Consider the following 13,377-nt stretch of genomic DNA (forward strand, 5'->3'; position numbering starts at 1 on the left):
AGAGGTTGGTTGGGGTATAGAGCCGGGGATTAGGAGGGAGAATGTTGATTCTCGATTTTGGATTTTGTTTTGGATTTGCGATTTTGGATTGACCGCCGAGCGTTTGTGGCGCTTCCGTCCACTTCATCTGCCACTGAATCCGTAGCACTACTGAGGAACGGTAAGGGACGGGCGGAGTGCTATCTCATCATCCCCACGCCTCCCTGCCTTACCCATCATTCTCTCCCTACACTACGCTACAGTTAAGCTTGTGCATTTCTCACCTTGCCCCAATCCATGACCCCATCCTCCGCAGACCCTTCCGAATGGGAGCGAAGCCCGACCCGTCGCCCCCAGCGCCCGACGGACTGGCGACTGCTCAAGATGCTCCTGCCCTACGCTATGCGGCATCAGCGGCTGCTGCTGATTTCGCTAATCATGTTGATTCCGACGGCGATTGGGGATGCGGTGCAGCCGATCTTGGTGGGGCAGGCGATTTCGCTGATTCGCAATGAGCCAGTGCTAGGCTTTTTGCGGGGATTGACCCTGGCACAAGGGCTGAATCTGCTGGTGGTGCTGTTGTTAATCACCATTGTGGTGCGGCTGACGTTCGATGGGTTGCAGAGTTTTCTAGTGCAAAAGGTGGGCCAGCGCATTACTGCTGACATTCGCAATGACTTGTTTTTCCACGTCACGTCGCTGGCCACTCGCTTTTTCGATCGCACTCCCGTGGGCAAGCTGATTACGCGCCTGACCAGTGATGTAGATGCGCTAGGTGACGTGTTTTCTACAGGAGCGATCGGGATCATCGGCAATCTTTTTTCCATCATTGTAATTGCGCTGACGATGTTCACGCTGGAATGGCGGCTAGCATCCATGCTGATTGCCATGCTGATTCCCATTACCATCCTCACAATCTACTTTCAGCGGAAATATCGGCAGGCCAACTATCGGGCCCGCGAAGAGTTGTCGTCGCTCAATGCCACGCTGCAAGAGAATATTGTCGGCATTAACGTGGTGCAACTGTTTCGGCGGGAGGCGTTTAATGCCGAACTCTTTCGCACCATCAACCAGCGCTACATCAAAGAAGTCGATCGCACGATTGTGTTCGACTCGCTGGTGTCGGCGACGCTGGAATGGATTTCGCTCGTGGCGATCGCCGCTGTGCTTTGGCTGGGGGGCGTGCTGGTGCTGCAACAGTCCCTCCTGTTTGGCACCCTAGCGTCCTTTATCCTCTTTGCCCAGCGCCTCTTCGATCCCCTGCGCGAATTTGCTGAACAGTTCACCGCCATCCAGGCAGGCTTTACTGCCTTGGAGCGAGTCAGCGATATCCTGGTCGAGCCAATCGAAATCCGCGATCCGGAGGTCGGGGAGCAAGGAGTCCCGTCTGTTTTCCCTGCTTCTACCCAAACCCCCGGCGAAATCCGATTCGATTGCGTCTCTTTCGGCTACAAAGCGGATGAACTGGTGCTGCGCGATCTGGACTTCACCATTGCTCCGGGCGAGAAGGTGGCGCTGGTGGGGCCGACGGGCGCGGGCAAAAGCTCGATCATTCGCCTGCTGTGTCGGCTGTATGAAGTAACGAGCGGGCGCATTCTGCTGGATGGCATAGACATTCGCGAAATGCCCCAGGCAGAACTGCGGCGGCGGATGGCGGTAATTTTGCAAGACGGATTTTTGTTTGCGGGCGATGTGAAGGGCAATATTGCGCTGGGCGAAAACTACTCAATGGCGGACATCCAGCGGGCGGCAGAGCAGACGAACGTGGCAAAATTTATCGAGCAGTTGCCCCAAGGCTACAACACAGAGCTGCGGCAGCGCGGCACAAACCTGTCGGGTGGGCAAAAGCAGCTTCTAGCCTTTGCGCGGGCTGCCATCCGCAATCCGCCAATTCTGGTGCTGGATGAGGCGACTGCAAACCTGGACGTGGGTACGGAATCCCTGATTCAGGAAGCATTGGAAACTCTGCTAGAAGGGCGCACCGCCATTATCATCGCGCATCGCCTCTCGACGATTCGCAGCGTGGACCGGATTCTGGTGCTGAAGCGAGGACAACTGGTGGAATCGGGCAGCCATGAGGATCTGCTGGCACAAAACGGGTTGTATGCCAGTTTGTATCGGCTGCAAATGCTGGAAGGTTAAGCGCGTGGTTTGGTGTGGTTTGCCAAACGCAATCCGCCTGCAAGGATGATGCGCCTGCAATCTCAAGCGAGATATTTCACATAGACGCGATCGCACCTTGCGGTTTCTACCCCACTGGCGGGTTCGTAGCCCTGTCGCTCGTAGAGCAGGACGGCTTCTTTCAAGACGCTGGCGGTTTCGATCCAGATTTGCGTATAGCCGCTGCGGGCGATCGCCCCCTCCAGTTCCATCAGCAAAAACTTGCCCAAGCCCTGGCCGCGCACGCTGGGATGCAGGTACATTTTGCGAATCTCGACGGCATTTTCACCCCGGCGAATGGGGTAGTAGCCCGCCGTGCCGACGAGGCTGCTCGCTTGCTCCACCACCCAAAATTCGCCACCCGTTGCCCAATACGCCGTTTCCACCTGAAGCACGTCCTGGTCGGCTCCGTTAGGTTCGCTGCCGAGTCCGTACTCCGCCAGCACCGTGTAAATTAGCTCGGCAGCAACGGCGCGGTCACCTGGCTGCCAATCTCGAATCCGAAAGGTTTTGTAGATTGCGTCCATTGCTCAGTCATCGCTCAGTCATGGCTCAGTCATGGCTCAGGCAAAGAGACTCAGTTAAAGAGACCCCAGGCAAAGAAGCTCAGCTAAAAAGAGGGGTTAGCGCTGTTCCATCAGGCGAGCGGAAAAGTTAAGGAGTCGTAGGGGCGATAAGTCCATAACTTTTCAGTATCGCGCTGCCAGAGGCGATCGCCGTATAACAGAGACATCAAACGAGGCGCACCCCGCTTCACCCTCTAGGAGACACAACCATGCAACTGACCTATCGCGGCACCGAATATACCCCCTGCGCCGAACTGCCTGCTACCAGCCAATCTTTTTACGGACACTATCGCGGCGCTGAGATGACGATGCGCCACTCCTCTGAACTGCCAGTTCAGCCTTTCGTCAACCTCACCTATCGTGGCGCACAGTATCGCCCTGAAGCGGCTCCTCTCTTCAGCAACACAGCGGCGATCGCCCTCTAAAGCTTCACTAGATCTACTTCAGGATCTCTCAGCTTGGTCTGCCTAGCGACTCTCTCCTGACTTAACCAAATCTAGCTGCACTTGGAGCGATCGCACTTTCACTCACTGGCGATCGCTCTTCCTTATCTCAACTGACCCAGTGTTACTTTTGGATCGTATCAGACAGGCTGAAAAATTACCTGGCAACCCCTCAGCTTATCTGCGTCACAAAAGCCGCTGATCCTCGGCAAGCACTGTCACTGTCACAACCGTTACGGCGGCCTCAGCTTATCTGCGTCACCAAAGCCGCTAATCCCCCCTCAGGCATTCAGTTCAGATTTCTATCAAGTTTCCAACTGTCGCTTTTCGGGACGAAAATTGAGGAACGGGCTGATCAGCAGCAATCCCGGAAACAGGAAAAACACCAGGAAATAGAGCAGTAGCCGCTCAATGGAGCCAGCCGTATACCACCGCTGCTTGAGATACAGCATCGTCAGCAGCGGTAGCGCCAGCAGATAAGCACCTGCCAGCGCGACATAGAGCAGGGGAACCAGCGGCAAGGAGTCGGAAATGGTGAGCATCGGCTTTCGATTTTGGGTTTCGATAGTTTCGCGATTTTGGCTTGCAGCAGACAAGCGGGCAGGGCAGCTTGCCAAAGAAGCTTAACCTAAGCTCTCCAAATTCTATCGCCTCTAATCTGTGAAAACCGTGACCGGGCAACTCGTTTTCCCTAGAGGTTCCATAAGAATTTTGGATGATGAGCGCTTCGGGCGTAATCAGGCTTGGAACGCAGGATGGCTCTGCGGGAGGCAGATCCTCTGCCAGCGCAATGACCCAGTTTAAGGCTGCCGGTTCTAAAGCTGCCGGTTCAAAGCTCAGAGGATTGCTTATCGCAGGCGAGGCAGGCGGCGGCGCGGCGCAGGCGTTGGCGTGGTAATCAGGGACGGATCATCCACGACTTGCAGACGACGAGTATGCTGCACAATGCCGTCTTCGCGAACCAGCACGCCGGTAATCCAGCGATCGCTCGGTAGCGCAGGAGCCTGCCCCGTTTTGAACAAACCCCCTGCCGACAGCAGTTCCAAGTTCAACGGCGCGGCGCTGAGATAGCCCTGAGCATTCACAGTTTCCTCAATGGCTGCGCCCAGCAAGAGGCGATCGCCCAGCGGCTCCTGCACGATCACGTCAAAATCAAAGCTTTGCCCCACAAGCACCTGCGCCGGAAGCTGAACCTGCACGCTGGGCGGAAAATCTCCACTGGAGACTTCGGTACGCTCGGATAGCACTGATTGAGACACAATGCGTCCGTTTTCATAGCGCTGGCGCGTAGACATCACGGAATTCAGCGTCACGATGCGTCCGTTGATATCGCGAGTGCCTGTAATCGTCGTGGTGGTGTTGGCAACCAGCGCATTGCCATCCCGCTCCCAGGAATCCAGCACGGTTTGATAAGTCAGGCTGCGGTAGGGCTGCCAAAACCGCTGGAGCGCAGTGCTGAGTGTGTCATAGGTCAGCCCGTCGGCATGGGTAAAGTTGCGGCTGAAGAGGCGCATCACATCTCGCAGGTTGCGGCTGCTGGCGGCGGCATCCAAGCGGGCGATCGCCTCCGTCAGTTCCTCCGGCGCAGGCCGCACAGCGGGCGCGGGTGCAGCAGGCTCCGCCGGCGCAGGTGGAGTCTGGGCCCCCACGCGACCCGCCCAACTGAGCAACACCCCCAGCAGCACCGCCGGAATCACCAAATTTGCCCGCCGCCAGTCTCGGCGCGTCAGGCCCAGCCGCAAAGCTACTGCCCGCCCGACGGGGCGCACCAATAGCCCATTCAGGCGATTCATCTGGGGCAATGGAAATTCAGGGGGTTTCTGCATAAGGATGGGGTAGGATACTAAAACGTTTGGGCTGCAAGCCTTTCTCAAGCCACGCTCGAAACCTAGAACCTTCGAGCAACTCACTGAATTTTAGAGGCGCTGCAATTCCAGACACAGTGTAGACGCTATCCACGCTGTTCGTCACGAAATCCGGAACTTCTCCTAACCCACCCCCACCCCACCCCACCCTCCATGAAGCTCCTGATCGCGGCCAGCGGCACGGGCGGACACCTGTTTCCGGCGATCGCCACCGCTGAGCAACTCTCCCGTCATCAGACTCCCTGCCATATCGAATGGCTGGGCGTGCCCAACCGTCTGGAGACGCAGCTAGTGCCAGGAAAATATCCCCTGCACACGATTCAGGTGGAGGGCTTTCAGGGGAAGCCGGGCCTGGGCACGCTAAAGACCCTGGCGCGGCTGTTGGGGTCGGTGGTGCAGGTGCGATCGCTCTTGCAAAAGGGCAACTTTCAGGGCGTGTTTACCACAGGCGGCTACATTGCGGCTCCGGCCATCCTGGCAGCGCGATCGCTTGGGTTGCTCACAGTTCTGCACGAATCCAACGCCCTACCTGGCAAAGTGACGCGGCTGCTGAGTCCCTGGTGCAGCGTCGTGGCAGTGGGCTTTGAGGAGACGATCCAGCGGCTGCCCCGCGCCAAGGCGGTTCACGTTGGAACGCCCGTGCGCGACGCTTTTCGACTCGCGCCCTCGGCCCTGCCGCCGCTGCAACTGCCGATTCCCGATGACGTGCCGCTGATTGTGGTTGTCGGTGGCAGCCAAGGCGCAGTGGCGGTGAACCGCTTGGTGCGCGAGTGTGCGCCCGCCTGGTTTGAGGCAGGCTTCTGGATCGTCCATCTGACAGGCGACTCGGACCCCGATGCCAAAAGCCTCAGCCACCCGCAATATCTGGCGCTGCCCTTTTATGACAACATGGCGGCGCTGTTCCATCGGGCAACCTTGGCTATCAGTCGCTCCGGCGCAGGCACCCTGACAGAACTGGCGATCGCCCATCTGCCCGCCATTCTGATTCCCTATCCCTTCGCAGCCGAAGACCACCAGACTGTCAACGCCGCTGCTTTCGTCCGGGCGGGTGCGGCCAAAGTGTTTCAGCAAAAGGATCTCACGACCGAAATGCTCACGACCGAGGTGCTGGATCTGATGCGATCGCCCCAACGGACAGAAATGGCTGAAGCCGCTGGACGACTGGCGATCGCCGACAGCGCCGAACAGCTTGCCAAGCTCATTCAAAAGACCGTTGGCATATAGTTTTTGGCTCAATGTGAACCAAATGTGAACCATAAGTCTGGCACCAGTTTCAACAGGACACCCTCACAACTGTCCTTTTGGGAGATCAGTTCCAAGGGCGATCGCCCTAAGCTATGAACAGTTGCGTTTTGCCCTCGCTTGCATCGGGTTCATAGCGCGATCGGGAGCATTCTTCCGTCGAACTTGGTGCAGGCAGGCGAACGCAGAGCTTAGTTTTTGGCTCAATCCAAATCATCCCTGCTGTTTTTGCTGGTTTTTTCCTGCTCTATGGTTTTACATCGCCCAACCGACGACCCTTTGACTGCCTCTGTCACAAATCGAGAAAGCAAAGTGAATTCAAAGGTGTCGCCCTGGCTGTCGGCGATCGCCTATCCTTTGGGGAATCGCCTGCTGCTGCCGGCCTACTTCGGCAAAATCGAGATTCATGGGCAACACCACTTGCCTGCTGAAGGGCCGGTCATCCTTGCGCCGCTCCATCGGGCGCGGTGGGATGCGCTGCTCGTTCCCCATGCCACTGGGCCAAGTGTCACAGGTCGCCTTCCGCGATTCATGGTGACGGCCGACGAAGTGAAAGGGCTTCAGGGCTGGTTCATTCGCCGCTTGGGCGGCTTTCCGGTCAATCCCCGCCAGCCAGGGGTTGCCAGCCTGCGGTTTGGGCTAGAACTGTTGCAGCAGGGCGAAATGCTGGTGATTTTCCCAGAAGGCGGCATTTTCCGCGATCGGCTGGTGCATTCGCTCAAGCCTGGGCTGGCTCGCCTCGCCCTCCAGGCAGAACAAAGCCAGCCCGGACTGGGCCTACAGGTCGTACCGATTCATTTGCATTACGACGAGCCGCTTCCCCGGTGGGGCTGTCAGGTTTCGATTAACATTGGTGCCCCCATCCGAGTTGAGCCTTATCTCCAGGAGCCGCCCAAGCAGGGGGCAAAACGGCTGACTGCCGATCTCCGCCATGCGCTAGAGCGCCTCAGCCCCAGCCCAGAAACTCGGAGCCTGATAGCCACCCACAAGTCTGAAATGGCGGCTTAGGCGCGGAGTAGCAAGATTTTCTGCAAATTCTTCCACTATAACTTCTTCCACCGCGACCGGTTTCACTGCAGAGGATTCCACAGCATCTCATTGCAACCGATTCCACTGCAGCCTATCTCACAGCGCTGGCAATCGCCTGCACGGTTTGGTTTCGCCCCTGCTGCTTGGCCCGATAGAGCGCACCGTCAGCCTCCATGAGCAAGGTTTCTGGCGACCCGTCTGGATGGGGAATCAGGGTGGCAAGACCAATGCTGAGGGTGACGCGATCGCTAATGTCGGACTGGCAATGGGCAATGGCCAGATCGCGCACCGCAGCCTGAATTAGCGCGGCAATTTGGGCGGCTCCGTCGGCAGTAGTATTGGGCAACAAGACTGCAAACTCTTCTCCCCCGTAGCGGGCAACCAGGTCAGCCGGACGCTTGGCAGCCTGGGCGATCGCCCCAGCAATTTGCCTCAGGCAGTCATCCCCCGCCTGATGTCCATAGGCATCGTTGTAGCGCTTGAAATAGTCCACATCGCACAGCAGCAGAGACAGCGACTGCTGCTCGCGGGCACACCGTCGCCACTCCTGTTCCAAGCACACATCCCAGCGGCGGCGATTGGCCACCTGCGTCAGCCCGTCCAGATTCGCCAAGATTTCTAGCTTTTCATTCGCGGCTTGCAGGGCTAGCTCAATCTGCTTGCGGCTGGTGATGTCGCGCACCGTCACTGCAAAGCCGTCGCCCAGCTTTACTGCAATGTAGTGATACCAGCGATCGCCCTCTGAGGTGGAATAGGCCAGGTCGCTCTCCAGCGTTTCGCCCGTCTCCACCACGTCCACAAACTTCTGAAACAGCCCCGGATCAATCTGCTGCACCAGTCGCCGCAGAGCCAAGTTGCCAATCAGTTCCTCACGGGTTTTGCCCAGCATCTTCGCCACCACCGGATTCACCACCAGGCAGCGAAAATCGCCAATCGTGCCGCCCACATCGCGCACCGCCTGCATCGCCGCAATGCCATCGAGGGAACTGTTCAAAATGCTAGACAGCAGCGCCCGCGATTGGTAGAGAATTTCTTCTGTCTCGCGACGGATGAGAACTTCCTGCTGAAGTTGCTGCTTTTGCCGCTGAATCGTAAGCTGGCTTTCGAGGCGGGCGACGACTTCCTCCACCTGAAACGGCTTGGTAATGTAGTCCACCCCGCCCACCTGAAACGCCTCGACCTTATCCAGCAGATCGTCGAGGGCGCTGATAAAAATCACCGGGATGTCCCGCGTCGTCTCGTTTGCTTTGAGCGACTCACAAACCTGATAGCCATCCATGTCGGGCATTTTGATATCCAGCAAGATGGCATCGGGGGGTTTGGCGACGGCCGTGCGCAGGGCCATCGCGCCGCTGGTGACGCTCCGCACCTGATACCCCTGCTGGGTCAGGATATCGGTCAGCAGCCGCAGGTTTTCGGGGATATCGTCTACAAGGAGGACGCTGCCTTTGGGTTCAGCCTTGGGACTAGGGTTCATAGCTGCTCAGCATCAGGAATAGGGGCGGTTGAACCAGGAAGTGCTTCAACCCACTCCAGGATTTTGTCAAAGCGAAACTGGTGACTCCATTGGCTCAGATCTTGGGCTAGGGCGGCATGGGTCATGGAAACTTGGGCGATCAGCGCCTCAACTTGGGCACTGTCAGCCTCTAGGGCTGCGGTGTACAGGGCAGCCTTCCAGGCATCCGGCAGATCCTGCAAATCTGGCGAGTGCAGGTCGGCTGGCGGTTCCTGCTCTCGGCTGCCCGACTCACTTTCGTCATACAGGAAGACCACGCCGAGGTGCTTGGAGATCGCATCAAAAATGTTCTGTTCGTGAAACGGCTTGCGAAGAAAATCATCGCAGCCCGCCGACAAAATCACCACTTTTTCCTCTTCTAGCACACTGGCCGTCAGAGCAATCACGGCGGTTGCCTGACCTTTGGTCGTCGCCTTGATCCGCTGGGTTGCCTCGTAGCCATCCATCACGGGCATTCGCATATCCATCCAGATCAGATGCGGTTCCCAATCATTCCAGATTTCGATGCCCTCCAGACCGTTGCTGGCTTCGCGGACTTCAAACCCTAGCGGACTCAGCAGCTTCACCAGCAGACGGCGGTTCACCTCTTTGTCGTCTACCACCAGGATGCGGTAGGTGGGTTGTCCCGAAGCCAGCCCCCGCACACGCCGCCGAGCAGGTTGCAGATCGAGCGGGGCCGCCTCCGAGAGGCTGGCTTGGATATAGAAGGCGATCGCCGTGCCCACTCCCAGTTCACTACTCACAGCAATATCGCCGCCCATAAGATGGATAAACTTGCGGCTAATCGCCAGCCCCAGCCCCGTGCCTTCCTGCGACTCCTTGCCCGCCTGAGTTTGGGTAAAGGCTTCAAACAGATGGGACAATTCCTCCGGTGCGATGCCAACGCCTGTATCACGCACTTCAAAGTAAATCGGCAGAGTGGCGGCAGGCAGCGTCTGAGCCGGAAGCACTAGCGGCGTAGGGCTGGGCGGATGGGTAGAGACATGCAGCGATACGGAACCTGCCTGCGTAAACTTGATGCCGTTGCTCAGCAGATTGATCAATACCTGGCGCAGTTTCATTTCATCGGTTTGGATATATTGCGGCAGGTCATCGCTGCGGGTGACCGTCAGCAGCACATCTTTGCTCTCAGCCCGCAAGTAGAGCATGTCTTCCAAATCGCTGAGCAGCCGATGCAGGTTAAAACTCTTGAGATTAAGCGTGGTTTTGCCCGCTTCGATTTTGGAGATGTCCAGAATGTTGTTGATCAGCGTTAGCAGATATTCGCCGCTGCGATAGATGATGCCCACATTTTCGCGCTGGTCTGGCGGCAGACTGCTAGAGCGCAGGGTCAGTTGCGAAAAGCCCAGCACTGCATTCAGGGGCGATCGCAGTTCGTGGCTCATGTTGGCGATAAAGGTGCTTTTGGCTTCGTTTGCCACCTCTGCCTTTTCTTTGGCCAATTCCAACTGCCGGTTTGATTCGGCCAGTTCTGCGGTGCGCTCCTGCACCCGCTGCTCCAGCGTATCGAAGGAGTCGCGCAACTGGTGTCCCATCTGGTTAAAGGATTGGGCCAGAGTTTCCAGTTCGGCAATGCCGTTGACCTCGACCGTTTGCGCCAGATCACCCTCGGCGATCGCCTGGGCTGCCTGATTCAGCTTCAAAATCGGGCGAGCAATCCAGCGGCTAGTCAGCACACCGATGCCCGCTGCCAGCACCAGGGCCCCTAGCGAGAGCCACCGCGTCAGACGGTTGTTGGCGTTGATCTCAGCCATGAAGTCGGATTCGGGTATGGCAACCACAATCAGCCAGTCCAGCCCATACTCGTCATGAAACGGCGATACTTGGGCAAACTGGCGATCGCCCCCCAGCAGCCGAAACTCAAGCTGCTGCACTTGGTCGATCTGCCGCAAATCATCAAACTGTTGTTCCAAGTAGTGAGCCGTTGCGCTAACCAGGGGATTCTGACTATCACGGGCAGGCAAAAGTTGAATGTCTTCTCCAGCATTAATCAGCAGATTCTCTTCGTCGGCAGTAGAGCTAGCGATTAGCTCACCTTTTCGGGAGAGAATAAAGGTTTCCCCGGTCTTGCCGACTTTCAGTTGACTCAAAAAATGGTTTAACTCCAAAGAGGGAACCAGGTCTGTAGCGCAGACTCCCAATAGCCGTCCTGAGCCTTCCTCGTACACGGGCGTGCTAGCCGTTAGCACGGGCACTTGATCGTCAAAGTCCAGGTAAATGTTGCTCCAGTTTGGCTTTTGCTGTCGCTTCGCCTTTTGATACCAAGGGCGGGTGCGGGGATCATATTCCCAGTCTAGCGACCCAACTGGGCTACTTCGATTACCGACCTCATCAATCTGGTAGTAGTGGTAAAAACGCTGGGGACTTGGCTTAGATATTAGAACGTATACACCTTGATTGCCCCTAAACTGCCCTAATCCCATAAAGGAGCCGTCTTCAACGCCGCAGTAAATCAGGTTGTTCGCTGGAAAGCTGCGGCTCTGCTTCCAAAATATGTACACCCCTTTGGCGCGAGAAGGGTCTAAGTCCCCCTGTCGAAGGGCGATTGTATTCAGGTCATTGATTACAAAAGGCGACTCGACATAGGTACTTACCTCCTGCTGAATGCGGGCAGTCAGCTCATTGCGTAGCTCCAGTGCCAAATGATTGACCGCTCTCTGGCTATTGCGATAGGACAGGTAGCCGATGAGCGCAGTCGTTCCAGCAAGCTGTAGCAAAAAGGGTAAAACCAAGAGTGCCTGAAGCGGCAGTTTGCGTCCAAGGCGCGAATTAAAAACACCCATAGAGTCTGAAGCGGTTGCAATGAGTCAGCGGGGCCAGAGAGGGGGGACGGATGAAGACAGCGCGGTCAAAATGGCAGGGCTTGCAACGGACTGCCAGTAGACTGGACAGGTCAATCAAAACAGACCGATAAGGCTAGATGCCAAGGTTCGAGATAGAGGTAATAGAGATACCCGTATATTTCCCGAATTTAGCAACGGGCTAACGTTGTTTCTAGCAACCAGATTGGCAGTCTTGCGGTTGTCAATGAACCCAATCTGTGGGTTCAATTTGTAGCCCCAATCTGTCTGGAGAAAGTCAGCGCAGCGGCTCGCAGCTTAAACCGTGGCTAGAGGCATGGCGCGGTATGATCTTGCTTTGATGCAGAATCCGGATCGAAGAAAGCTTATGCCGTTTTCAATGCCGCTGGGCAGGTTAGCGCAAAATCTGGGCGCTCGGTTGCACCACTGGTCTGCGCAGGTGAATCAAACGCCGATCGCCCAGGTGACGACCGACAGCCGCAGCCTCAGTCCGGGGGATCTATTTTTGGCGCTGCGAGGCGATCGCTTCGATGGTCATGCCTTTGTCAAGCAGGTTCTAGCGCAGGGGGCGATCGCCGCTGTCGTGTCTGACCTTCCCCCCAATGCAGTCGGGCCGATGCTCCAGGTCAGCGACACGCTGTCGGCCTATCAGCAGCTAGGCACGCTCTGGCGGCGGCAGTTTTCTGGGCCCGTCGTGGCTATCACGGGTTCCGTCGGCAAGACGACCACTAAGGAGCTAATTGCCGCCGTGCTGGAAACCCGCGGCCCTGTCCTCAAAACCCGCGCCAACTATAACAACGAAATCGGCGTTCCCAAAACCCTGCTGGAACTGGGGCCCGAGCATCAGTTTGCCGTGATCGAAATGGGAATGCGGGCGGCAGGCGAAATTGCACTGCTAGGACAAATCGCGGAACCCGATATTGCGGTGATTACCAACGTCGGCACGTCCCACATCGGGCGGCTGGGGTCTGAGCAGGCGATCGCCGAGGCCAAATGTGAACTGCTCCACGAGCTAGACTCAGCGGGCGCAGCCGTGCTGAACCACGACAATCTGCGGCTGATGGACACGGCCGCCCGCGTGTGGCGCGGCAAAACAATCACCTACGGGCTAGAAGGCGGCGACCTGCGGGGCGAACTGGTCGATGCTCACACGCTGCGGGTTGACGACACCCTGCTGCCCCTGCCGCTGCCGGGCCGCCACAACGCGCTGAACTATCTGGCAGCGCTGGCGGTTGCAAAACTGCTGGGGCTAAGCTGGCAGCCGCTCACCGCTGGGTTGACCGTGGAATTGCCCCAAGGACGGGCGCGGCGGCTAGACTTGCCCAATGATGTAGTGATTCTGGATGAAACCTACAACGCGGGGCTGGAGTCTATGCTGGCGGCGCTGCGGCTGCTGGCAGATACGCCCGGTTCTCGCCGAATTGCGGTGCTGGGCACGATGAAGGAACTGGGCGATCGCTCCCTCGAATTTCACCAGCAGGTCGGCGCGGCGGTGCAAGACCTCAAGCTAGACGCGCTTTTAATCCTGGCTGACCCCGCCGAAGCCGAGGCCCTCGCTGTCGGAGCCAGGGGCATTCCCACCGAGCGCTTCACCACCCATGCCGAAGTCGTAGACTGGCTGAGGCAGAACGTGACTGCGGGCGATCGCCTCCTGTTCAAAGCCTCCCGCGCCGTTGGGCTAGATCAGGTGGTAAGTTGGTTTTTGGACACGCCATGAAGACGATACTCGCTTCCGCAACGCACAATCTTACGAATCACAGGTCTTTGACGGCTGCT

The 13,377-nt window shown here is 57.4% G+C and carries 10 protein-coding genes; 5 read left to right on the top strand and 5 right to left on the bottom strand.

Annotation, left to right across the window (positions count from 1 at the left end):
- The first annotated feature begins 276 nt into the window (after positions 1-276).
- Positions 277-2,121 (top strand): ABC transporter ATP-binding protein, encoded by a 1,845-nt coding sequence (locus HPC62_RS01750; RefSeq protein ID WP_172353480.1) that lies wholly within the window; start codon positions 277-279, stop codon positions 2,119-2,121.
- Positions 2,122-2,183: 62 nt separating this feature from the next.
- Here HPC62_RS01750 and HPC62_RS01755 read toward each other — a convergent pair whose 3' ends face one another.
- Entirely contained in the window at positions 2,184-2,666 is a 483-nt protein-coding gene (locus HPC62_RS01755) for a GNAT family N-acetyltransferase (RefSeq protein ID WP_172353481.1), read from the bottom strand.
- 248 nt (positions 2,667-2,914) lie between these two features.
- Between HPC62_RS01755 and HPC62_RS01760 the strand changes: the two genes are divergently transcribed.
- On the top strand, positions 2,915-3,130 hold the full coding sequence (locus HPC62_RS01760) for a DUF4278 domain-containing protein (protein ID WP_172353482.1): 216 nt from the start codon (positions 2,915-2,917) through the stop codon (positions 3,128-3,130).
- A gap of 323 nt (positions 3,131-3,453) precedes the next feature.
- On the opposite strand, the gene ndhL is transcribed toward HPC62_RS01760, so the two are convergent.
- Positions 3,454-3,690 carry an NAD(P)H-quinone oxidoreductase subunit L gene (ndhL, locus tag HPC62_RS01765; protein ID WP_172353483.1) on the bottom strand — a complete coding sequence of 79 codons (237 nt, stop codon included), beginning with the start codon at positions 3,688-3,690 and terminating at the stop codon, positions 3,454-3,456.
- Positions 3,691-3,996: 306 nt separating this feature from the next.
- Positions 3,997-4,974, bottom strand: coding sequence for a nuclear transport factor 2 family protein (locus tag HPC62_RS01770; RefSeq protein ID WP_172353484.1), 978 nt, complete (start codon positions 4,972-4,974; stop codon positions 3,997-3,999).
- A gap of 192 nt (positions 4,975-5,166) precedes the next feature.
- Here HPC62_RS01770 and murG point away from each other — a divergent pair, with 192 nt between their 5' ends.
- Together murG and HPC62_RS01780 are read left to right on the top strand one after the other, a co-directional pair.
- Positions 5,167-6,237 (top strand): undecaprenyldiphospho-muramoylpentapeptide beta-N-acetylglucosaminyltransferase, encoded by a 1,071-nt coding sequence (gene murG, locus HPC62_RS01775; RefSeq protein WP_172353485.1) that lies wholly within the window; start codon positions 5,167-5,169, stop codon positions 6,235-6,237.
- Between the two features lie 267 nt (positions 6,238-6,504).
- Positions 6,505-7,263: a lysophospholipid acyltransferase family protein gene (locus tag HPC62_RS01780; protein WP_172353486.1), complete on the top strand. Its 759-nt coding sequence runs from the start codon at positions 6,505-6,507 to the stop codon at positions 7,261-7,263.
- 112 nt (positions 7,264-7,375) lie between these two features.
- On the opposite strand, the gene HPC62_RS01785 is transcribed toward HPC62_RS01780, so the two are convergent.
- Complete coding sequence (locus HPC62_RS01785) at positions 7,376-8,761, bottom strand: diguanylate cyclase domain-containing protein (protein ID WP_172353487.1); 1,386 nt, start codon at positions 8,759-8,761, stop codon at positions 7,376-7,378.
- Positions 8,758-11,583 carry a response regulator gene (locus HPC62_RS01790; protein ID WP_172353488.1) on the bottom strand — a complete coding sequence of 942 codons (2,826 nt, stop codon included), beginning with the start codon at positions 11,581-11,583 and terminating at the stop codon, positions 8,758-8,760. The genes HPC62_RS01785 and HPC62_RS01790 overlap by 4 nt, the downstream gene beginning before the upstream one ends.
- A 385-nt stretch (positions 11,584-11,968) precedes the next feature.
- Between HPC62_RS01790 and HPC62_RS01795 the strand changes: the two genes are divergently transcribed.
- Positions 11,969-13,318 (top strand): UDP-N-acetylmuramoyl-tripeptide--D-alanyl-D-alanine ligase, encoded by a 1,350-nt coding sequence (locus HPC62_RS01795; protein WP_172353489.1) that lies wholly within the window; start codon positions 11,969-11,971, stop codon positions 13,316-13,318.
- Positions 13,319-13,377: the final 59 nt, after the last annotated feature.

The organism is Thermoleptolyngbya sichuanensis A183 (assembly GCF_013177315.1).
GTDB classification, from domain to species: domain Bacteria; phylum Cyanobacteriota; class Cyanobacteriia; order Elainellales; family Elainellaceae; genus Thermoleptolyngbya; species Thermoleptolyngbya sichuanensis.

Coding starts and splice junctions, on each gene's coding strand:
- HPC62_RS01785 (WP_172353487.1), bottom strand. CDS start 8,761: ATGAACCCTAGTCCCAAGGCTGAACCCAAAGGCAGCGTCCTCCTTGTA.
- HPC62_RS01770 (WP_172353484.1), bottom strand. CDS start 4,974: ATGCAGAAACCCCCTGAATTTCCATTGCCCCAGATGAATCGCCTGAAT.
- HPC62_RS01795 (WP_172353489.1), top strand. CDS start 11,969: ATGCCGTTTTCAATGCCGCTGGGCAGGTTAGCGCAAAATCTGGGCGCT.
- HPC62_RS01750 (WP_172353480.1), top strand. CDS start 277: ATGACCCCATCCTCCGCAGACCCTTCCGAATGGGAGCGAAGCCCGACC.
- HPC62_RS01760 (WP_172353482.1), top strand. CDS start 2,915: ATGCAACTGACCTATCGCGGCACCGAATATACCCCCTGCGCCGAACTG.
- ndhL (WP_172353483.1), bottom strand. CDS start 3,690: ATGCTCACCATTTCCGACTCCTTGCCGCTGGTTCCCCTGCTCTATGTC.
- HPC62_RS01780 (WP_172353486.1), top strand. CDS start 6,505: ATGGTTTTACATCGCCCAACCGACGACCCTTTGACTGCCTCTGTCACA.
- HPC62_RS01755 (WP_172353481.1), bottom strand. CDS start 2,666: ATGGACGCAATCTACAAAACCTTTCGGATTCGAGATTGGCAGCCAGGT.
- HPC62_RS01790 (WP_172353488.1), bottom strand. CDS start 11,583: ATGGGTGTTTTTAATTCGCGCCTTGGACGCAAACTGCCGCTTCAGGCA.
- murG (WP_172353485.1), top strand. CDS start 5,167: ATGAAGCTCCTGATCGCGGCCAGCGGCACGGGCGGACACCTGTTTCCG.